This is a genomic window from Haladaptatus caseinilyticus (assembly GCF_026248685.1).
Taxonomy (GTDB): Archaea; Halobacteriota; Halobacteria; order Halobacteriales; family Haladaptataceae; genus Haladaptatus; species Haladaptatus caseinilyticus.
This window is the reverse complement of record NZ_CP111036.1, coordinates 837,878-857,033: the sequence shown is the minus strand read 5'-3', so window position 1 is coordinate 857,033 and position 19,156 is coordinate 837,878. Positions and strand designations below refer to the sequence as shown.

Annotated in this window: 21 protein-coding genes; 9 read left to right on the top strand and 12 right to left on the bottom strand. The window is 59.2% G+C overall.

The annotated features are described in order from the left end of the window. Positions 1 to 3: 3 nt before the first annotated feature. The 3 genes from rio1 to eif1A form a co-directional block, all read right to left on the bottom strand. Positions 4 to 867: a serine/threonine-protein kinase Rio1 gene (gene rio1 / locus OOF89_RS04820; protein WP_266078919.1), complete on the bottom strand. Its 864-nt coding sequence runs from the start codon at positions 865 to 867 to the stop codon at positions 4 to 6. 47 nt (positions 868 to 914) lie between these two features. Further along, complete coding sequence (locus OOF89_RS04815) at positions 915 to 1,580, bottom strand: nitroreductase family protein (RefSeq protein ID WP_266078918.1); 666 nt, start codon at positions 1,578 to 1,580, stop codon at positions 915 to 917. A 344-nt stretch (positions 1,581 to 1,924) separates the two neighbouring features. Continuing rightward, entirely contained in the window at positions 1,925 to 2,209 is a 285-nt protein-coding gene (eif1A, locus tag OOF89_RS04810) for a translation initiation factor eIF-1A (RefSeq protein ID WP_266078917.1), read from the bottom strand. Between the two features lie 248 nt (positions 2,210 to 2,457). On the opposite strand from eif1A, the gene OOF89_RS04805 reads away from it, so the two are divergent. Beyond that, positions 2,458 to 2,664 (top strand): DUF7470 family protein, encoded by a 207-nt coding sequence (locus OOF89_RS04805; protein WP_266078915.1) that lies wholly within the window; start codon positions 2,458 to 2,460, stop codon positions 2,662 to 2,664. A 123-nt stretch (positions 2,665 to 2,787) separates the two neighbouring features. Then, positions 2,788 to 5,319 carry a glycoside hydrolase family 3 protein gene (locus tag OOF89_RS04800; protein ID WP_266078913.1) on the top strand — a complete coding sequence of 844 codons (2,532 nt, stop codon included), beginning with the start codon at positions 2,788 to 2,790 and terminating at the stop codon, positions 5,317 to 5,319. Between the two features lie 146 nt (positions 5,320 to 5,465). On the opposite strand, the gene OOF89_RS04795 is transcribed toward OOF89_RS04800, so the two are convergent. Beyond that, positions 5,466 to 6,443: a tyrosine--tRNA ligase gene (locus OOF89_RS04795; RefSeq protein WP_266078911.1), complete on the bottom strand. Its 978-nt coding sequence runs from the start codon at positions 6,441 to 6,443 to the stop codon at positions 5,466 to 5,468. Positions 6,444 to 6,522: 79 nt separating this feature from the next. On the opposite strand from OOF89_RS04795, the gene OOF89_RS04790 reads away from it, so the two are divergent. Beyond that, positions 6,523 to 6,720 carry a hypothetical protein gene (locus tag OOF89_RS04790; protein WP_266078908.1) on the top strand — a complete coding sequence of 66 codons (198 nt, stop codon included), beginning with the start codon at positions 6,523 to 6,525 and terminating at the stop codon, positions 6,718 to 6,720. 13 nt (positions 6,721 to 6,733) lie between these two features. Here the strand turns inward: OOF89_RS04790 and OOF89_RS04785 are convergent, their stop codons facing one another. The 3 genes from OOF89_RS04785 to rnz form a co-directional block, all read right to left on the bottom strand. Further along, positions 6,734 to 8,752 (bottom strand): DUF460 domain-containing protein, encoded by a 2,019-nt coding sequence (locus OOF89_RS04785; protein ID WP_266078907.1) that lies wholly within the window; start codon positions 8,750 to 8,752, stop codon positions 6,734 to 6,736. 119 nt (positions 8,753 to 8,871) lie between these two features. Next, positions 8,872 to 9,732 carry a peptidoglycan recognition protein family protein gene (locus tag OOF89_RS04780; protein WP_266078906.1) on the bottom strand — a complete coding sequence of 287 codons (861 nt, stop codon included), beginning with the start codon at positions 9,730 to 9,732 and terminating at the stop codon, positions 8,872 to 8,874. Between the two features lie 158 nt (positions 9,733 to 9,890). Continuing rightward, on the bottom strand, positions 9,891 to 10,817 hold the full coding sequence (gene rnz / locus OOF89_RS04775) for a ribonuclease Z (RefSeq protein WP_266078905.1): 927 nt from the start codon (positions 10,815 to 10,817) through the stop codon (positions 9,891 to 9,893). Positions 10,818 to 11,026: 209 nt separating this feature from the next. Between rnz and OOF89_RS04770 the strand changes: the two genes are divergently transcribed. Further along, complete coding sequence (locus tag OOF89_RS04770) at positions 11,027 to 13,069, top strand: DUF7282 domain-containing protein (protein WP_266078904.1); 2,043 nt, start codon at positions 11,027 to 11,029, stop codon at positions 13,067 to 13,069. Positions 13,070 to 13,191: 122 nt separating this feature from the next. Beyond that, positions 13,192 to 14,253 carry an AAA family ATPase gene (locus OOF89_RS04765; protein WP_266078903.1) on the top strand — a complete coding sequence of 354 codons (1,062 nt, stop codon included), beginning with the start codon at positions 13,192 to 13,194 and terminating at the stop codon, positions 14,251 to 14,253. Positions 14,254 to 14,292: 39 nt separating this feature from the next. On the opposite strand, the gene OOF89_RS04760 is transcribed toward OOF89_RS04765, so the two are convergent. From OOF89_RS04760 to OOF89_RS04750, 3 genes are read right to left on the bottom strand one after another with little or no spacing between them, the layout of a single operon-like run. Further along, entirely contained in the window at positions 14,293 to 14,880 is a 588-nt protein-coding gene (locus OOF89_RS04760; protein ID WP_266078902.1) for a uracil-DNA glycosylase, read from the bottom strand. A 57-nt stretch (positions 14,881 to 14,937) separates the two neighbouring features. Next, on the bottom strand, positions 14,938 to 15,516 hold the full coding sequence (locus OOF89_RS04755; RefSeq protein WP_266078901.1) for an endonuclease dU: 579 nt from the start codon (positions 15,514 to 15,516) through the stop codon (positions 14,938 to 14,940). Position 15,517: 1 nt separating this feature from the next. Next, entirely contained in the window at positions 15,518 to 15,700 is a 183-nt protein-coding gene (locus tag OOF89_RS04750; RefSeq protein WP_266079858.1) for a DUF5786 family protein, read from the bottom strand. Positions 15,701 to 15,781: 81 nt separating this feature from the next. Here OOF89_RS04750 and OOF89_RS04745 point away from each other — a divergent pair, with 81 nt between their 5' ends. Both OOF89_RS04745 and OOF89_RS04740 read left to right on the top strand, forming a co-directional pair. Then, complete coding sequence (locus OOF89_RS04745; protein ID WP_266078900.1) at positions 15,782 to 16,390, top strand: MBL fold metallo-hydrolase; 609 nt, start codon at positions 15,782 to 15,784, stop codon at positions 16,388 to 16,390. Between the two features lie 110 nt (positions 16,391 to 16,500). Beyond that, on the top strand, positions 16,501 to 17,040 hold the full coding sequence (locus OOF89_RS04740; protein ID WP_266078899.1) for a GNAT family N-acetyltransferase: 540 nt from the start codon (positions 16,501 to 16,503) through the stop codon (positions 17,038 to 17,040). 35 nt (positions 17,041 to 17,075) lie between these two features. Here the strand turns inward: OOF89_RS04740 and OOF89_RS04735 are convergent, their stop codons facing one another. Together OOF89_RS04735 and OOF89_RS04730 are read right to left on the bottom strand one after the other, a co-directional pair. Next, positions 17,076 to 17,225 (bottom strand): 50S ribosomal protein L40e, encoded by a 150-nt coding sequence (locus OOF89_RS04735; protein WP_227776399.1) that lies wholly within the window; start codon positions 17,223 to 17,225, stop codon positions 17,076 to 17,078. A gap of 75 nt (positions 17,226 to 17,300) precedes the next feature. Beyond that, positions 17,301 to 17,810 (bottom strand): DUF367 family protein, encoded by a 510-nt coding sequence (locus OOF89_RS04730; RefSeq protein ID WP_266078898.1) that lies wholly within the window; start codon positions 17,808 to 17,810, stop codon positions 17,301 to 17,303. Positions 17,811 to 18,160: 350 nt separating this feature from the next. On the opposite strand from OOF89_RS04730, the gene OOF89_RS04725 reads away from it, so the two are divergent. Together OOF89_RS04725 and OOF89_RS04720 are read left to right on the top strand one after the other, a co-directional pair. Further along, positions 18,161 to 18,487 (top strand): nuclear transport factor 2 family protein, encoded by a 327-nt coding sequence (locus OOF89_RS04725; RefSeq protein ID WP_266078897.1) that lies wholly within the window; start codon positions 18,161 to 18,163, stop codon positions 18,485 to 18,487. A 74-nt stretch (positions 18,488 to 18,561) separates the two neighbouring features. After that, the gene (locus OOF89_RS04720) at positions 18,562 to 19,155 is read left to right on the top strand and encodes a hypothetical protein (protein ID WP_266078896.1); all 594 of its coding nucleotides are present in this window, start codon (positions 18,562 to 18,564) and stop codon (positions 19,153 to 19,155) included. Position 19,156 lies beyond the last annotated feature (1 nt).

Below are 19,156 nucleotides of genomic sequence, written 5' to 3'. Positions count from 1 at the left end.
GTTTTATTTTTCTGGGTCTGCGTTCTCCCGAACCCACGCTTCCAGTTCGTCGCCGTGAACGTCCAACCCCTCCCGTTGGAAGAACGACGCGACGTTCGCACAGTCCCGGGTGAGAAACTCCCCGCTGTTAGGATGGTGGATGGTTACTGCCTGTCCGACGTCGATGATGCAGAGTTCGCCGTTGCTGACGAGGATATTGTATTCGGAGAGATCGCCGTGGACAAGTCCCGAATCGTATAGACGACGCATATACTCCTTGACGACTTCGTAGGCAGTTTCGGGATTCTCGAGTTTCGCATCCGCGAGGGTTGGTGCCCGCCTACCGTCGTTGCCCATGAACTCCATCACCAGGACGTTTCGCTGGACCGCAAAGGGTTCAGGCACTCGTACACCTGCCTTCCGGGCGCGCTTGAGATTGGCAAACTCCTTGCGAACCCACGCGAGGACGACCCGCTTTTTATCTCCACCGAGTTCCTCGAACCGCGGGTCTCCGACGAGATACTCCCGCATGTCCCGGAAGTCGCTCGCGTTGATTCGGTAGATTTTGACCGCCACCTCTTCGTGTTCTTCGTCACCTAGCGCGCTGTAGACGGTCGCTTCCTTCCCCGAAGAGATCGGTCCGCCGAATGCGCGGACGTAGCCATCCTGTACGAGTTTGTACAGTGCGGCGAGCGTAGCGTCGTCGAAGACGGACTGCTCGACCTTGAACTGGTCGGCGTCCTTGACCCGTTCCCGAAATTGACTGAACTCTCGATCACGCTTGCGCGCGATGCGGTCGGCTTCGGTGTCGGAAACGTCGATTTCCTCCCACTCGTCGCCGGGGGCCTCGGTGTTTTCCGGATCAAGCAGTCCGTACTCCTTGTTCATCTGTCTCCGTCTAAGTGGAGGAGCGGTAAAAGGGTGGCCCGTTCCTGTTAGTACGATTCCTTGTGGAGAATTTCCTCGACGCTTCGCCGCGGGAGACGCTCGGGTTCTTCCCCGCCGCTCGGTCCGACCGCGAGAAGCATCACCGGAATCTCGTCGTCCGGCAGGTCGAGGAACTCGGCGATTCGCTCCTGGTCGAAACCGATCATCGGGGTCGCCGTCAGCCCGCGCGCGTGCGCGGAAAGCATGAGATTTTCGGCGGCAAGGCTCGCGTTTCGAATCGCGTAGTCGCGACCCAGTTGGTCGTCATCGTACATTCCAACGGTCTGGGCCTTCGTCTCCGCGGCCGTTTCCTCGTCCATTCGACCCGCTTCGACCCACTCGTCGAAGACGCTGTCCGCCGTCTTCGCGTCGGTATGACCGACGACGAGAATCGCGGTTCCGGCATCGCGGATATGCTCTTGGCCATACGCGATGTCGACGATTTCGTCCAGTCGCTCCTCGTCCTGCACGGCGACGAACTCCCACGGTTGGAGGTTGTAGGACGACGGGGCGATGGCTGCATCCCGAATCAGTTCTTCCAACGTTTCTTCGTCGATGTCCATGTCGGGGTCGTAATTGTGCCCTGACCGGCGTGTGTGAAGTGCCTCGATAACGGCCGGGAACTCTGCGTCGTGGTCAACGTCGAACTCTTCGGTGGACAGGTTTTGCGACATCGTGCTGCGAATTACGAACTCGGGATTTAATCCCGATATGGAAACGGCCGAGATTTCCGATTGCGGTGTGCTATCGCGGCAATGAGAATAACGAACAGGGGAACGAGCGAAGCGAGTCCTCCCAGTGGGTGGTCAGCAGGGGGATAACTGCTGAGAATTAGGCAATTTGCACACCCACAAATAACCAGCACTCTATACGACCACAAGCGGCCAGCACACTCTCCGCGAGCGAGGAATGAAATGACGAGTGAGCGGGCCAAGCGACGGCCGAAGGGAGGAGCGCGGGCTTTTGGTGCAGGTTTTTCCAGTGAGCGCGGCAAGCCGCGCGAACGCAGAAAAAGGTGCTATTGGATATGCCCTTCTTGACGCAATTGGTCGGCCTGCTGTTTGTCGTAGCGCCATTTGATGTCAGCCTTTTCGTCCTGCCAGTCCCATGGCTCTACGAGCACGATATCGTCCTCTCGAATCCAGACGCGCTTTTGCATCTTTCCGGGGATTCGGGCCGTTCGTTCCTTGCCGTCTGCACACCGAACTTTGACGCGATTCGCACCGAGCATGTTGGTGACGGTAGCGAATACCTCATCGTCGTCTGGCATGCGGAGGTTTTTGCGTCCGCTGTTGTCACTCATATCCCACAGTTGGTGGTCATTGCCTTTAAATCCGCCGTCCTGCACGCAGATACTCCCCTGCGCAATCGGAGAGGAACCCATTCACATGTCTCTCAGCGCCGATCGCGGAAACCGGAGGCTACATCGCGCCGAAGATCGAGGATAGTCGCTGTTCCGACACCGACGAAACCGAAGTCACGAGGACGCAAATCGCCGAACGGTGGCGAGCAACTGCCACTTTTAAGACACTCCCGTACACATTCCGGGCTATGCTCGGAAAACTCGGTGCGAAGGGTATCGTCGGTCTGCTCGTACTCGTCGCTGGAATCGGTGTCATCGCCCTCAAAAGTCTCATCATCGCGGCAGGGATGGGTCTAGTCGTCGTCGGCTTCGTCCTTACTGCATGGGGTCTCGTTTCGGGCGTGCTGGAGAGCTTCGGAATGGGTGCGATGATGGGCGGTGGCAATTTCGAATAGTCGATAGGCTTTTCCTGATCCTTTGTGAATTTTCAGAACCCTGTGTGTAATTCCTTCGACATATAATTATTATTCTAATACGAGTAATATTAATTACTACTCAAATTATATCTAGATGAAACGATGGAAGAAAACGACACACAGAGCGGCGAAGGTCACTCTCGACGGACGTTCATGAAAGCGACCGGAGCCGCAACTGCTGCGACGACGGTCGGTCTGAGCGCACGGGAAGTAGAAGCAGAGGAACACTCGATGAACGCGTTGCTGAAAGATATGTCCATCGAGGAGAAAGCGGGACAAATGATCCAGCCCGTGGTCAACAGTCTCGACCCCGAGGCGGATTCGACCTTCGACGACGTTTCCCTGATCGGTGATCTCATCACCGACGTGGCTGCCGGGTCGTTGCTCTCCGGCGGGTCGCTCCCTCCGACGACGGACCCACAGGAGTTAGTCCAGAAGGTCAATGCCCTTCAGGAGTATACGATCGACAACTCCCCGCACGGGATTCCGTTCTTCTACGGTGTCGATGCCGTGCACGGAGCTTGCTATCTCGACGGAGCAACCGTGTTTCCACATCGGCTCAACATGGGGGCGACACGCGACCCCGACACCATCGAACGTGCCGAGCAACACACTGCCGCGGTACTCGAAGCGACCAGTTGTCACGAAACGTTCGCTCCGACCCTCGAACTCCAACGCGACCCACGCTGGGGACGATTTTTCGAGGGAATCAGTGAAGACCCGAAGGTGCTTTCCGACATCTCGGCCGCCCGAATCCGGGCGCTCGAAAGCAACGACCGCGTCACGTCCACGGTCAAACACTTCGCTGGATATGAAGTCCCCGAAAATGGCAACGACCGTGCGGCCGCAAACGTCTCGATGCGCGACCTGCGGGAGACGCTACTTCCGCCGTTCGAGGTTGCCATCGAGGAAGGGCCCGGCATGATTATGGTTAACAGCGGCTCAGTCAACGGTGTTCCGGCGCACGCTTCACGGTGGCTGTTGACCGATGTTCTGCGGGATGAATACGGCTTCGAGGGTGTGGTAATCTCCGACTGGAACGACCTCTTCCGCATGATAGACCGTCACCAGTACTTGCCGAACACCGAGGAGGGCCGACGAAGCGCGGTAAAGGTAGCTATCGAAGCGGGATTGGATATGGTAATGCTCGGTGGCGGCGGTCTCACCCCTCCGGAGTTCGTCTCCCACGTTCGAACCCTCGTCTCTACCGGCGAACTCTCGGAGAAGCGCATCGACCGATCCGTCGGGCGTATCCTCGAACTAAAACGGGACCTCGGGCTGTTCGAGAACCCCTACGCCGATTCGTCCGATCTTACCTCCCTCGTCGGCAACGACGAGTCAATGGAGGTGGCGACCGACCTCGCCCGCGAGTCGATGGTCTTGCTGAAAAACGACCCAGTGACGGAGGGAGACGATTCGGCGCTACCGCTTTCGGGCAACGAAAACGTGCTGGTAACTGGGCCGGGAATCGACCCCGAAACCGGTATCGAGAACCGAATTCTGATGCAGTACGGCGGTTGGACGCTCGGTTGGCAGGGCATCGAGGGTGGGTCGCTCACGGAAGGTGGCCCCCGGCCAGCCGGGACGACGATGGTAGCGGAACTCGAAGCCGCGCTCGGAAAGGGACAACTCACGCACGTCCCGACGGACTTCGACCGCTCGAAGTGGTGGTCGATTCCCGAGGATACGACCCACGAGAACGGGAAGTACGGGTTCACGGACCGGCAGCGCAGCGCCGTCGAGAGTTCGGCTCCCGACGCGGACGTCGTCGTGGTCGTCCTCGGTGAAGGACCACACAATGAAGGGTTCGGTGACCGAGACACCCTTCAACTTCCAGCGACTCAGCGGGAGATTCTCCAGACCGTCGTCAAGAACACGAGCGATGACACGACTATCATCGGCGTGGAGTACGCGGGCAGTCCGCGGGGCAACGACGAAACTTTCCGCCATCTCGATGCACTGTTGTTCGCCGGTGAACCCGGCAGCGGTGGCGGCAAGGCCATCGTCGAGACGCTTTTCGGCGAGAACAACCCTTCCGGAAAGCTCGGCTTCACCTGGCCCCGAAAGGCCGGTCACGTACCGAACTACCACAATGCGTGGCCGTCGAGCCGACACGAACCGCTGTACCCTTACGGGTACGGGCTGAGCTATACCAGCTTCGAGTACTCCAATCTCACAGTCACACCGTCGAACGTCGGCAAACCGGACGGCTGCCGGACGATAACCGTCCACGTCGACGTCGAAAACACGGGTGACGTAGCGGGCGACCACATCGTGGAGGTGTTCAACACCGAGTTCTACGGTTCGGTCATCGCCCGTGATAACCGGGTGGTCGGTTACGAACGCGTCCGCTTAGATTCCGGCGAGAAAAAGACCGTTTCGGTCGACATCGATCTGAAAGTCCTGGAAGTCGTCCCGGGTGACGTCCCGGCACTGGCTCCGAAAGTAGTCGAGGAGGGCGAGTACAAGCTAGCCGTCGATCCGGATAGCGACGGGTCGGTCACGCTCACCGTTCGGAAGACCGGAAGCGTGGGAAGTGCGCGTCATGTTCCCGGCCGGTTCGACATGAACGGCGACGGTGACGTCACCGTCGCCGACGTCGTGGAGATATATCGGTTGTCGAAGGACGAGTAACGCTACCCGCTCGTCATGGGTACCGTATTTGGAGTTCATGATGGCGCCCGGGACCGGTATGGGACACCATTTCGACACGGCTCGGGTGTCTCGACTGCCGTTACGACAACCACGGAAAACAGGGACGAGGACCCTCGACGATCCGCCTATTCGGCCTGCCGGATCTTTTCCCGCCCGGGCGCGATGAGGTCGTCCAAGTAGCTCGCGAGCGCGCTTTTCGCGTCGGCCGGATGCAGTTCGCCGCTTTCCAAGTCATCTTCGAGCGACTGGTAGTCGTCGTATTCGAGGTTGCCACCGTACTTGTCGGGGCGTTCGACCACGACCTCCTGGAAGCGCGGGAAGACGTGGTATTCGAAGATCTGGAGGACGGGATTTTCGAGGTCACCCTCTGGGTCGCGCGTCGGCGGACAGAACGCCGAGTTGACCTTTTCCTCGATGTCCTCGGTCGAATCCTCCATCGAGATAGTGACGCCTTTGCTGGAGGACATCTTGCCCTCGCCGGAGCCGAGATCGGCGATGAGCGGCGTATGGATACAGGTCGGGGAATCGTAGCCGATGCTCGGGAGCGTGTCGCGGGCGAGCATGTGGACTTTCCGCTGTTCCATGCCGCCGATTGCGAGGTCCAAATCGAGATATTCGATGTCGAGCGCCTGCATCAGGGGGTACACCGCCTGTGAGACTTTCGTGGATTCGCCGCTCTGAATCTCGGCCATCGCTCGGCTTGCCCGGTTGAGCGTCGTCTCCAGTTCGAGGCTGTGCAAGTCGAGGACGTAGTCGTCGTCCATCTGGAACTCGGATCCGAACCGGAACTCGGTGTTCTCCTCGTCCAGCCCGTAGGCGATGAACTGTTCTTTCATACGCGCTGCCGTCTCCTGAATTTCCTCGAACGTCCCCTTATCGTTCAGGTAGGCGTGAACGTCGGCGAGGAGGATGACGACTTCGAAGCCGGCCTCCTGTAAGTCGATGAGTTTGTTCGCGGTAAGCATGTGCCCGATGTGGAGCACGCCGGAGGGCTCGTAGCCGACGTAGGCGCGCTTTCCTTCGGGGTCGTTCGCGAGTTCGCGCACCTCCTCCTCGGTCACCAATTCGTCGGCGTTCCGGGAGATTAACTCGTAAGTGTCCATGCACGGAAAAAGATGGCTCACTGGCTTTAGGGTTACGTCATTGGATAAGGAACAAGTCAGATGAGACGAAACGGAGGGTATGAACGGAACGCGAATCGGACTCTGGTTGGTCGTCGTCGGCACGCTCGCACTGTATCCGGCGATTCAGTTCGGACGGGAACTCGGCGCGACGAACGAAATCATCCTGTTGTACGGGGCGGTGCTGGCCGTCGGCTTCGGTATCGCACTCTGGGGTCTGAGCGTCGTTCGAACGCTTTCAACGGAGTGGATGACGTAAACGTGGAACCCGATTAGTTACCGAACGAGGACGAAGATGATGACGAGGACGACCGTCGTTCGTCGGCCCGGCGCTCGGCGCGGTGTTCGCTGATGAGTTGATCGAGTTGGTCCGTCTTTTCCTCTTTGCGGCGATCTTCCGCCTGGTTGCGCCAGTCGTCAATGACGGTTTCGACTTCGGATTCACGCGCGACGGCGAGTTCGTCGATTTCCTGAATCGTCACGTCGCTCGCCGGACCGACCGGAATCTCGTGGTCGAACAGCACCTCGTCCGCCACGTCCGAGATACCCCCTGCTTTGAGCACGACTCGCGGACCGATGTCCGCGAGTCGCTGGGCGGTCGAACGTCCCGCTCCGCTCGCGTCGCGGAGATAAATCACGTCATCTTCGGCGAGTCCGTAACTTTCGTGTGCGGAATCGATGGCGTCGTTGGTGAACTTGTCGATGGGTTTGACGGCGACCAGTCCGGCTTTTCGTTCCGCCACGTCGCTGAAGTTCGAGTGGTCGAGCTTCCACAGTTCCTTGAGGCGGGCGAGTTTACCCTCCAGCTCCTTGATCGTCTCGTCGCGCTCGTCCAGTTCGTCGTCGAGTCGGTTGTTCTCGCGCTGGAGTCGTGATATTTCGCGTCTGGCGCGGACGTTCTCTCGTTCCTCCCGTTTCGCGTCCGAGAGTTCGCGTTCGAGTTCTTCGATTCGGTCGTCTTTCTCCTCGACCGTTTCCCGAAGGTCGTCCGTATGCGATTGCAGTCGCTCGACCTGCGATTCGAGCTGCTTGATGCGTTTTTCCTCGGCGGAGAGTTCCCGAACCGTGTGTTCCGACTGCTCTTCCTCCGGCTCCGGGTCGTCGGAGAGGTCTTTGACGACGCTTTCGACGCTCTCCTCGCCTGCAACCACACGGGCGGTCACCTCGCTCGGACTCATCCCTGCCGGGACTTTCCGCGCGATACGTTCGAACTGGTCCTCGTGGCCGTCGAACGCGAAGAATGCCGCGGCCATCGCGTCACGCTGGTGGTCGTTGTCGTAGTTTTCCTCACGGGTCCGGTGTTGTTTTTCGTCTATCGGAAGGTCACGTTGCGGTGTCCACGGTGCCGCGTCGAAGCTTCGTCGAATCTTCTCGACGGTTTCCGGCATCGGGGTCACGTCCGCCGCGACGATAATCGGTCGTCCACGCTCGATTATCCACTCGATAACGTCGGCGGTGTCGGCGGTTCGAGTGCTCCATACGTCGAGGAGCGAGCCGTCCAAACCGGTCAGTGCCACTGCTGTCGTCGTTCCGGGGTCGATGCCGACGATGACGTGATCCCTGCGTTTGACGAGGGGTTCGAACTCGATTCCATCCCGCCTCAGTCGGTCTATTTCGACACGTACGTCGCCGGACCGTCTAGACGAAACGGGGATGTCGCCCGGTCGAGCAGTCACTTCGAAGATCGCGTTGGAGTAGCCGCCGTACTTCTCCGTGACCTCACGTTCGTACTCCAGTCCGGCACTCCGGATTTCGGATTCGACTTTTCGAGACGTTTCCTTGACGGAGCCGTGAATTCGACGGGTGAAGCGGTCTTCGCTCCACCCACCTTTTCCAGTCGAACGCCCGCGGGAGACTTTGACTCGGGTGGTGTCGGTGAAGGCGGTCACCTCGTAACCGATATTCATCGCGGCGAGACGGGCCGCCGCTTCCGCCTCGCGCATCGGCTTCTTTCCGTAGGGTACCCCGTGCCTGGATGCGACCCGGGAGAGCGGTTCCGGCCGTTCCGCACCAGTCACTTGGACGAGTCGCGTCCCGTCCGGAAGTCCACGGAGAAAATGGACGAGCGCGTCCTTGTTCTTGGCGAGTTCGTACATGTTGTCCGTCGCCACGAGCGCGGGTTCGTCGCGCTCGATGAGTCGCCGAAGTTTGCGGTAAGAAACGACGTCACGGTCTACCTGCTCGCCATCGTAGACGACGAGCGCGTAAGAGGGAGAATCACCTCGGACGTCCCCGCTTTGGATGTCAACCCCGAAGACGAGAACGTCGAGAGCACTCGTTCGCTCGCTCACGGTTCGTGATAAGCACCGTCGAAATATAAATCCGGCGCGGAAAACACCCGATACGAGGGCCGGGAAGTGACCGAGGCTGACGAGTAGACGGTTCTCAAAAATGGACGCTGTCGTCGGGTCTATGCGTCGGTGAGGTAGCGCTCGACGGACCAACCCCACACGTTCCGGTCGAGCCAGTGGACGCCCCACCAGCGATAGCCGTCTTTATCGATCGGGCCGTTCATGATTTCGCCGACTTCACCGGGCGAAATCGTGGCAACGATCGGCTGGTCGGTTCCCGGCTGTTCGCGCGTGTTTAGGTTGGTCGTCGGCGTGACTCGGTCGCCGTCGACGAACCGGTTTCCACCGCCGCTACTGCCGTTGACGAGGCTCATGAAGTAGTTCCAGTCCCACGTCGAACCGGGGTCGGTGTGGTCGTTGTAGCCGCAGTCGGACTCGGGTACCTGGTGGTGGCCGATGATACCGCTTCCGTCCCGGGCGTCACACGGCGCGACGCCGGTCGGGTGAACTTTCGAGATACCGTAGGTGTCACAGAGCCAGCTGACGATGTTGGCGGATTTCTGGTACAGCGCGTCGGTGAAGTTCGTCTCGCCGACCCAGCCCTCGTGTTCGATGCCGATGGAATGGAAGCTGTAGTTTTGCCCCCCGCCGTGCCAGGCGCTATCCTCATTGTGAACCATCTGGGTCGCGTGGCCGTCGGAGTTGCGAATCACGTATTGGGTGCTCACATCTGAGTCGGGGTTTTGGAACCAGCTGACGGTTCCACCGTAGCTTCCCTGGGTGACGTGGATGATAACCCAGTTGATTTCGCTCGCGCTCTTGTTGTCGTTGGTGTAGTTGCTGGAGTCGGCCGCAACCCATCTGTCAGCGTATGGGTCTTGCACGTGCGCGCTCACCGTTCCGGATAAGCCGACACTACCGAGTCCGACCGTACCGACCGCTCCGAGTTGCTTCAGTACCGTTCTTCTTTTCTGCTCCATCAAGACTAATTAATAATCTAAAACTATATAATATTTTCGTCAAAATAATATTCTACTGACATAGTTCTGTAAAGGAAGGAACTCACGAGGTCGCTCGATAAATCGACTCGCCCGGACCCGGCGATTCACGTTAGCGGTGGCTGTTCCGATCGTTCGCGCTACTCGTCCGGATACGGTACTTCGACGATATCGCCGTCGTCGGGGGCGAACACCTCGCCGTCGAACTCCTCGCGGGCTTCCCGGAGGTGGGCCGAAACGTCGCCCGCGTAGCGTGAGGAAACGTGCATGAGTGCGAGTCGAACCGTCCCTGCTCGTTGAGCGATGTTTCCGGCCTGTGCCGCGGTCGAGTGGGCCGTTTTCCTCGCACGATCCGCTCGGTCATCGGCGAAGGTCGCATCGTGGACGAGCAGGTCCGCATCTTCGGCTATGGAAACGACTTGCTCCGACGGGCGCGTGTCCGCGGTGTAGACGAATTTGCGCCCGGGACGTGGGTCGCCGACGACTTGTTCGGGATTGACGACGGTTCCGTCGTCGAGTTCGACCGGATTTCCGGCGTGGAGTTGCTGGAACTTCGGGCCGACGGGGACGCCGAGTTCTTCGGCGTGTTCGCGGTCGAAGCGACCCTTTCGGTCGTCTTCGACCAGCGCGTAGCCGAGGGAGTTCGTTTCGTGATCGGTGCGAAACGCGCGAACTTCGTATTCGTCGCGGCGGACTGCTACTTCGCCCGGCGCGACTTCCGTGATGTGAATCGGGAACGACGGCTGACTGCCCACCGCATGAACGAGCGTGTCGATATCGTCGCCGGTTCCACGCGGCGTGTAAATCATCAGCGGGTCGTCTCGGTCGTTGAAATTCCACGTCTGGACGAGACCCGGAATCCCGAGGACGTGGTCGCCATGAAGGTGCGAGATGAACAGGTCAGAGATGGTAAAGCCCGTCCCGAAGCGCATCATCTGACGTTGGGTGCCCTCGGCGGCGTCGAACAGCAGACGGTCGCCTTCCCGGTTGACGAGGATGGCACTCGGGTTACGCTCCGTCGTCGGCACTGCCCCACTGGTTCCGAGGAAGGTGACTCGCATCGACATCTACTGGCAATTCGTGGATGGATAACTAAACCGCCTTCGAAAGCGTCGTTCGACTCGAGAGGAAATACCGGCCTAGCCCATCCGCTGTACGAAGGGGGAATGAAAGCAGGAGCGACCTAACTCCCCGAATTGGCATCTTATCCCGTGAACGGTGGAAGCTGTTTATCCGGCGTCTCGTCGTCACCTCGTTCGCGGATGAGGAGGGAGATATGACACGAATCCCGAGAACTGTTAGTGCCACATTCGTGGCTGTTCTCGTGGTACTTGCCGGCGGTGTAGCGATATCGCTGGGAGCCACAGGACAGGCGGATACAGCATCAGAAATGCGGGTTACAGACCTGCAGGGGGAATCACAATCGAACGTAACTATCAACGAACAACAGAGCGACGGCGAAACCATCGTCATCGAATCGGTTACCGTTCCGGAGGGCGGCTTCGTCGCGATTCACGACGAAACGCTCCTCGAAGGGAACGTCGTGGGCAGCGTGCTCGGTAACTCGGTGTATCTCGAACCCGGGACGCACGAAAACGTCACCGTGACGCTTGCGCGCCCGATTACCGAGAGCCAGACGCTCATCGCCATGCCGCACCAGGACACCAACGCGAACGAGGTGTACGGTTTCGTCATCAGTAACGGAACCGTCGATGGGCCATACACGGCAAACGGTGAGGTCATCACCGACGACGCGGAAATCACCGTCGGTGAAGCCGAAGAACCACCAGCCGACAACGAGACGAATCAGACGAACGAACTCGTCTTCCAAGTCGATTCGCTGAACATCGACGAGTGGTCGTTCGTGGTCGGCGACAGCACCGAACCGGACCGCACCGAGACGATCAGCGGCGTTGACTTGCAGGACGAGACGGTTCGCGTCAACGTGACTGCCCTGCTCGAAAACGAATCGACGCAGGACGTCATCGAACGTGGCCAGAACGTCTCGCAAGAGGACGTCCAGACAGCCGTGGAAGAGTCCGACGTGACGGTTCCGAGCGACCTCGAAACCGTCCGGGTCGAACTCCGCGACATCTCCATCGAGAACTCGACCATCGTCGTTGAGCTTCCATCGAATCTGAGCGTTCCGGCGATACCGGGACAACCCGGTGTCCCCGAACAACCGCAGGAGCTCGATGCGAACGTGACCTTCGAAGACCAAACTACGAGCGGAGAGACCGTCACCATCGACTCGGTTACCATGTCTGAGGGTGGCTTCGTCGCGATTCACGACGAGACTCTGCTCGATGGAAACGTCATCGGAAGCGTCGTCGGTTCGTCGGAGTATCTCGAACCCGGGACGCACGAAAACGTCACCGTGACCCTCGACGAACCGCTGAACGAAAGTCAGCCGCTCATCGCCATGCCGCACCTCGACACCAACGATAACGAGGTCTACGACTTCGTCACGTCCGAGGGAGCCGAAGACCTCCCGTACGTCGTGGACGGCGAAATCGTGGTTGACCAGGCGAACGTGACCGTCGAAGGTGGTGCGGAAACGACGACGGTCGCGGAGACGACGACGGCCGAACAACCTCCGGCAGCGGAAACGACCACTGCTGAGGAGACGACCACTGCCGCGAACGAGACGACGGCCACCGAGGAGACGACGACTGCGGAAGCGACCACCACTGCCGAAGCGGATGGTCAGGTCAGCAATGTCTCCAACCTCGGACCGTCGCTCGACGTGGAGAACCTCGAAGCGCCGCTCAACGCGACTGTTGGCGAAACTATCAAGGTAAGCGCGACGATCACCAACCCTACCGATCAGGAACTCACGCAAAACGTTGATTTCCGGTTGGAGGGCACCGTGGTCGAGCGCAAAGAAGTATCGCTCGGACCCGGTGAAAGCGTGGACGTGACGTACTGTATCGACACCAGCGACGTCGAACCCGGTACGTACACCCACGGCGTCTACACCGAAAACTTCGGCGAACTCGCCTCGATCACGATCGAGGCCGCCGAGGGAACCACGACGGCCGCGAACGAGACGACGACTGTCGCAGAGACGACCACCGTTGCTGAAGAGAAGACGACCGCTGTTGAAGAGGCGACGACTGCTGCTGCTGAAGAGACGACCACTGTTGCGAACGAAACCACTGTTGCCGAAGAGACGACCGTTGCCGAAGAGACGACCGTTGCCGAAGAGACGACCACTGTTGCGAACGAAACCACTGCTGTCGGAGGGACGACAGTGGTTTCGAACAGGACGACTGAAGCTGGCACTGCGACGACCGCTGCGAACGAGACGAGCGCATAAGCGAGTCTCGTGGTTTCGACTCACTCGACAAGTCGTATTTTTCATAGACCTCCATTTCATACGACCAAGTTCGGACAGCACAACCGACCGATTCTTGTCCGGCGACCTGCTATGACATCTCGATGGAGTCGCCGCTGTGGACCGAAACGTACGCCCCCAACCTGTCCGACCTGCCACAACCAGCAGTGCGTGACTATCTGGAGCGGGCGGTGAACGAGCCGATCAACATCGTTCTCTACGGACCGGAAGGGTGCGGGAAAACTGCCGCTGTACGAGCACTGGCGCGCGAGGCACACGATGACCCGGACAACGACCTCGTGGAAATCAACGTCGCGGACTTCTTCGACCGTACGAAAAAAGAGATCCGGAACGACCCGCGATTTTCGAACTTTCTGCAGGGTGAAACCGAATTTTCGAAACAGTATCGTCACGGGTCGAGCAAACGCAAAAAGTACAAACGCCAGTGGTCGAAGCGCGAGATGATAAATCACGTTCTCAAGGAATACGCGGGCTATGCGCCCTCTTCCGGCGAGTATAAAACCATCGTTCTCGACAACGCCGAGGCTATCCGCGAGGACTTCCAGCAGGCGCTTCGTCGGGTAATGGAACAGTACCACGAAACGACGCAGTTCGTCATCACTACTCGCCAACCGACGAAGCTCATTCCGCCGATCAAATCGCGATGCTTCCCCGTCTCGATGCGGAGCCCTACCGAAGACGAGATCATCGACGTGCTCGAACCGATTCTGGAAGCCGAAAACGCCGAGTACGACGAGATGGGCCTGCGATTCGTCGCTGGCTACGCGAAAGGCGACCTCAGAAAGGCGATTTTGGGTGCCCAACTCCTCCACGAACAGGAGGGTGCCGTCACCACGGACGCCTACCAGGTGCTTCGTGAATTCGGCATTCGAGGACGCGTCGAGAAGATGATGGAACAGGCCGAAAATGGACAGTTCACTGATGCTCGAAGTTCGCTTGATGAACTCCTCATCGACGAGGGGTACAGCGGGGACGAAGTGCTCGAAGAAATCATGGACGCCTTCGGCCGATCGAACAGATACACCGGTGAGTCGCTCGCCGAGGCAGTACTGTTGGCAGCAGAAGTCGATATGGATCTGACCGAGGGGACGAACGACAGACTCCACATCTCACACTTGCTTGCCGAACTCGGCGCGGGGTCGTAACCGGCTGATTCCGCGCTTTCCTGACCGACGCTTCCAGTTTTAGAACTCACCGAGACTCGACTGTCCGCTGTTCGAACCCGCCATGCTGGCGGCCTTCCCGATCGTGCTTTCGAACGTGGAGTCCTGACTCCTGTCGTAGAGGGTAGCCGCGGGGTGAACACAGATGAGCACGTCGCGTATCTCGCCTCCGAGTTCGGCGTTGGCTATCGTTCCAGCCTCGTTCGTCACCGCCACGTCGCGCTCGAGGAGATGTTCGCTCGGGACCTTTCCGAGCGTGACGATAACGTCCGGATTCGCCAGTTCGATTTCACGTTCTAAATACTCCCGGCAGTTGTTCAGTTCCTCCTTCGTCGGGTCACGGTTTTCTGGCGGCCGACAGCGTACACAGTTGGTGATTCGAACGTCGGCACGCGAAAGCCCCGCATCGCGTAGTTTCTCGTCCAACACGGATCCACTCCGTCCGACGAACGGTTCGCCCTGCTCGTCTTCGTTCGCACCCGGTCCTTCCCCGACGAACAGGAGGTCCGCGTCTTCCGGTCCGGTCCCGTTGACGATTTGGCTCCGACAGTCCACGAGCGCCGGACAGCGCTCACATTCGGTGACTTCCAGTCCCTCCATCGTACCCATGTACGGTGAAAACGAGCGGGACGTATTAATTTCCCGCGGCCTGTGTTCGCTACCGGTCTAGCGTGCCGTCGTCCGCCACTCGTCTCCGGCGCGGGCCGCTATCCTCGCGACTCGGAGCGGTTCCGGTCGGCCGCCTTCCGGGGTAAACGTTCGGATCACGTCGTGTGCTTCGTCGTCCGTAACGCCGACGTTTCGGACGAAGATCGTCTGCTCGTTGACCGAGAGTTCCTGCCGCGGTGGCTGTCGTCGGTAGATCTCTCGGCGTCGTTCGAGATTCTCACCGGAAAATTCGGTGGCGAGTGATGCGTCCAGTCCGTCGCTTTCCTCGAACGTGACGGAGATGACGGGTCGGTCGAGTACGTCGGAAATTCTGTGCATATCTACGATATTGTACCACGAAAGTGCGATTCCGGAGATGAGAACGTAGCGTACGTCCTCACGGTCGAGGCGCGTACCGAGGGAGCAAATCGCATCGCTCACGTCCGTTCCGCCGATCGTACACGTTCCAAAAACGAAGCCGTCGATGACCCTGCTTGCGCGCGTTACCACGCCAGCGAGCGTGCTGGTGCCGGTGTTACCAGTCTCGCCGTCGTGGTACGACTCCGCGACGCCAAGCGCTCTGACGCCGGGTTTCACGCTATTTGTCGCCGTCTTTGATGTCCGAGAGCCGGTTTAGCAGCTCGTCGTTCGATTCTCCGAACTCGAAACTGACGCTCCCCTCGTGGTCGTGTTCGGACGTGTTGACGCCGCTGTCGTCGTCCAAATCGGCACTGTACTCTCGGTTTTCTTGTTCGGATTCGTCGTAGCTCCCAAAGCCCATACGTTCATCGTTACGTTCTTCTATCACTAAAGTGCCTCGCCGCCCGTCAGAATTTTGGTAGATGACGGAAAACACCCCGACATGCAAGTTACCAACGTCACTGCCGACGCTGAGGCGTTCACCTGCAACGCGTATCTCGCACTCGGTGGCCGCCCCGTCCTCGTCGATGCTGGTGCGATGAATGGCGTTGTGGACGTGATTCGAGACCACACGGCTTCCCTCGATGCCGTCGTTCTCACCCATCAGCACGGCGACCACGTCGAGCAACTCGATGCCGTGTTGGACGAATTCGACGCGGAACTCGTTGCCTACGACGCACATCCTCGCCGGGACGTGGCTATCGACGACGGCGACACACTCACGATCGGCGACGAGGAGTTCGAAGCCATCTACACGCCCGGCCACGCGGACGACCACCTCGTTTTCGTCAGCGACTCGACCGTCTTCAGTGGGGACGTGGTGGTTCACGACGACGGGGCCTTCGACTACGGCAGTTTCGGGCGTACTGACATGCCCGGTCAATCCCGCGAGGACCTCATCGACAGCATTCGTGAAATCCTCGACAGGATGCCCGACTCGGTCGAACACATGTACGCCGGACACGGCGGGGAATTCCACGGCGACGTACGCGACGTTATCGAAACCGCACTGGAGCGGGCCGAAAAGCGCGAGCCGAAATATCCCGAATAACGTCGGCATGAATCCGTGGCGGGAAAATCGGGGAACTCCACAACTCACTCGTCGAGTTTGCTACTATCTCTCACGAACGCTTTTCGCGTCGATCTTCGTCACCTCAGTATATGCCCGGACCTGTCTTTCTATCCGGCGATAGAATCGACCTCAGAACGGTCGAAGAGGAAGATTTGGACTTCCTCCAAACGACGGTCAACGACCGCGCAGTCCGCCAGTATCTCGGCAACCGGTCGCCAGTCAACGGCCACCGAGAGCGGGAGTGGTACGAAGAAAAAGCATCCGACGACGAAACCACACATCTCCTCATCTGTCGCGACGGGGAACCGATGGGCATCGTCGGACTCTATCCGGAGGATTCGAAGGGTGTCAACGCGGAAGTCGCCATCTTCCTCGCCGAGGAATTTTGGGGCGAGGGCTACGGTACCGAGGCCAGTCGGCTCATTACCGACTACGCCTTCCGCGAACGTCGCCACCACCGCGTGGTTGCGCACGTCTTTTCCGCCAACGTCGGGTCAGCGCGAATCTGGGAAAAGCTCGGGTTCCGCCACGAAAGTACGCACGTCGAAGCCGAATTTTTGGACGGCGAGTACGTCGATGTCGAACTGTATGCGATTCTCGAAGACGAGTGGTTCGACCGAGACGCGTAGCTCTTCGGTCGATGTGTGATAAAAATCTGCTCGGATTATGCGCTTCGCGATTCCTTGCTCTTCGGGCGGAGTTTGTTGTAGCCGCATTTTCGGCACTGCTGGGCTCGCTGTGGGTTGCGAGCGTTACAGCGCATGCAGATCATCTTTTCGAGCGTCCGTTTTTCCGCTGCGTCGAAACTGGCCATACGGAGCGTTTTCTTCCCCGCGCGTTTAAACGTTTTTGAGTTGCCGCGTCGGAAGTCGTTCGTCGCTTCGTCCGGTTACTCGTCCGAATCGCCTGCGTCCAGATACTCCTGCTGTACTGCGACCACCTCGCTCGAATCCGTACAGTCGGCGTATCGGCGAAGCGGTTCGTCGTTCAATTCGAGAAACGTCTCGCCCCATCTGAACTTCGAGAGGATTTCCTCGGCATGGTCTCGTTCGCCGAGGATGCACAACCCGGCGGCGAACGCCTCCACGGTGTTCAACTGAAAGGGCTTCCCGTAGTTGACCGGATTCGCCGCGACGAGAAACGGCAGTGCCCGATGGATTCCCGGCATCTCGAAGAGAGCCGTTTCGGCGCTCTTCCACGAACAGTCGAGCGCGACGAGATTCTGGCTCTCCTCCTTGTCTGCGGGCGAGAGTGCCTGCTCGGCGTGCGGATTGAGCACGATTCCGTATGGTGTCGCCCGACTCGAACGGTGCAGTTCGGTAAGGTCGAACCGCGCGAGTTTCCGGGCCGTACATTTCTTCGGGTCGTCGTCACCCTCGTACCGGACGTGGAGTCTCACTGGTGCGCAGTTGGAAGGGGTCGCCCAAAAACAGCGTGGTAGGGAACCGTGTCATGGAGACAGAATCGTCCCTCACGAAATTGCGTTGGAAGTCGCTCTGGGGAAAGGAGTGCGGAAGATGAGCGCCCCGTGATGCACGGGGCAATATGGAAACGAAATCCTCTTGGAGTACTGATCGACCGGGTCTCCCCGGCGCACGTCAGTTTCGAAAGACGGTGTAAAGCCGTTTCTATGACTGCTATTGTGAATCATCCATCCCTCCATACCGATCAATAGCGCTCCCAAATCGCCGTGGCTGCTCCCGTTTCCGTGCCGGGACGCTAAAGAGGGTCGTTCCCGTTCCCCCGCGTATGGACTCCGAGGTGGTCGTTCGCGGCTATTACGACGCTATCGATGCGCACGACTACGAAACGTTCGAGGGATTGCTCGCACCGGATGTCGTTCACGACCGCCCCGACCGAACCATCGATGGGCGGGAAACGCTCGTGACCTTCATGCGCGACGACCGACCGAACAAGCGCACGACACACGAGATTTCGAGCGTCTCGGGGAACGGGACGACGACCGTCGTGGAGGGTCGTCTCCTCGATTCCGACGGTGAGGAACTGTTTACGTTCGAGGACGAGTTCACCCTCGTCGACGGCCGGATTACGAACATCCGGACACGGGCGGAATAACCGGAGGCCGTGTCAGCGTCCGTTTACATATCAACCCATTATTTTTCGCTATTTGGTACCCTGGTCCATACAAGATGGCGTCCTCACGAACAACGCTCGGCGCACGAAACAGGGTAATGGGCACGATAGCCGTACTAGCGGTCGCACTGTTAGTTTCCGCGGCGATCGAGAACTATCTGGTATTTTCGTACCTCGCGGCACTGTTCATCGTCGCAAACTTCGGTGCCTCGTCCATCGAGCGACACGGCGACGAACTCGACCTCGCCCCGTACACGTGGTTGCTGGTCGGTCTGGCCGCGATTTTCGTGGCCGGATTCACGATTATTTGGCTTCAGTGGAATCCCGGTGTGACCGAGTACACCTACATGCTCGGTCTCCCCGTCCCGACGCTGGCCTACTTCGTCTTCCTGTGGCTGTTGCCGCTTCTCGGCGCGTTCTACTACGCCCTCGTTTTCCCCAGCATCGGGAGCGACGATGTCGTGGACGATATCATGGGCGACGTTCGGCAAGTACAACGGCGCAAGCAGTTCCCGCTTTCCGTGGCTCGAACCGAACCGGATGGTGGCGCGAGCGATGCACGACGGCCCTCGCCGGACGGCAACCACGGGGAAGGAAACCACAGTACGAACGGTGAATCGTCAGGGGCGAAAGGAGGTGAGCATCGATGAC

Bases quoted from the DNA above. Each gene is read 5' to 3' on its own strand.
- OOF89_RS04815 (WP_266078918.1), bottom strand. From the start codon at position 1,580: ATGTCGCAAAACCTGTCCACCGAAGAGTTCGACGTTGACCACGACGCA.
- OOF89_RS04790 (WP_266078908.1), top strand. From the start codon at position 6,523: ATGAACGGAACGCGAATCGGACTCTGGTTGGTCGTCGTCGGCACGCTC.
- OOF89_RS04765 (WP_266078903.1), top strand. From the start codon at position 13,192: ATGGAGTCGCCGCTGTGGACCGAAACGTACGCCCCCAACCTGTCCGAC.
- OOF89_RS04800 (WP_266078913.1), top strand. From the start codon at position 2,788: ATGGAAGAAAACGACACACAGAGCGGCGAAGGTCACTCTCGACGGACG.
- OOF89_RS04735 (WP_227776399.1), bottom strand. From the start codon at position 17,225: ATGGCCAGTTTCGACGCAGCGGAAAAACGGACGCTCGAAAAGATGATC.
- OOF89_RS04805 (WP_266078915.1), top strand. From the start codon at position 2,458: ATGCTCGGAAAACTCGGTGCGAAGGGTATCGTCGGTCTGCTCGTACTC.
- eif1A (WP_266078917.1), bottom strand. From the start codon at position 2,209: ATGAGTGACAACAGCGGACGCAAAAACCTCCGCATGCCAGACGACGAT.
- OOF89_RS04745 (WP_266078900.1), top strand. From the start codon at position 15,782: ATGCAAGTTACCAACGTCACTGCCGACGCTGAGGCGTTCACCTGCAAC.
- OOF89_RS04720 (WP_266078896.1), top strand. From the start codon at position 18,562: ATGGCGTCCTCACGAACAACGCTCGGCGCACGAAACAGGGTAATGGGC.
- OOF89_RS04795 (WP_266078911.1), bottom strand. From the start codon at position 6,443: ATGGACACTTACGAGTTAATCTCCCGGAACGCCGACGAATTGGTGACC.
- rnz (WP_266078905.1), bottom strand. From the start codon at position 10,817: ATGTCGATGCGAGTCACCTTCCTCGGAACCAGTGGGGCAGTGCCGACG.
- OOF89_RS04780 (WP_266078906.1), bottom strand. From the start codon at position 9,732: ATGGAGCAGAAAAGAAGAACGGTACTGAAGCAACTCGGAGCGGTCGGT.
- OOF89_RS04750 (WP_266079858.1), bottom strand. From the start codon at position 15,700: ATGGGCTTTGGGAGCTACGACGAATCCGAACAAGAAAACCGAGAGTAC.
- OOF89_RS04770 (WP_266078904.1), top strand. From the start codon at position 11,027: ATGACACGAATCCCGAGAACTGTTAGTGCCACATTCGTGGCTGTTCTC.
- OOF89_RS04740 (WP_266078899.1), top strand. From the start codon at position 16,501: ATGCCCGGACCTGTCTTTCTATCCGGCGATAGAATCGACCTCAGAACG.
- OOF89_RS04725 (WP_266078897.1), top strand. From the start codon at position 18,161: ATGGACTCCGAGGTGGTCGTTCGCGGCTATTACGACGCTATCGATGCG.
- OOF89_RS04760 (WP_266078902.1), bottom strand. From the start codon at position 14,880: ATGGGTACGATGGAGGGACTGGAAGTCACCGAATGTGAGCGCTGTCCG.
- rio1 (WP_266078919.1), bottom strand. From the start codon at position 867: ATGAACAAGGAGTACGGACTGCTTGATCCGGAAAACACCGAGGCCCCC.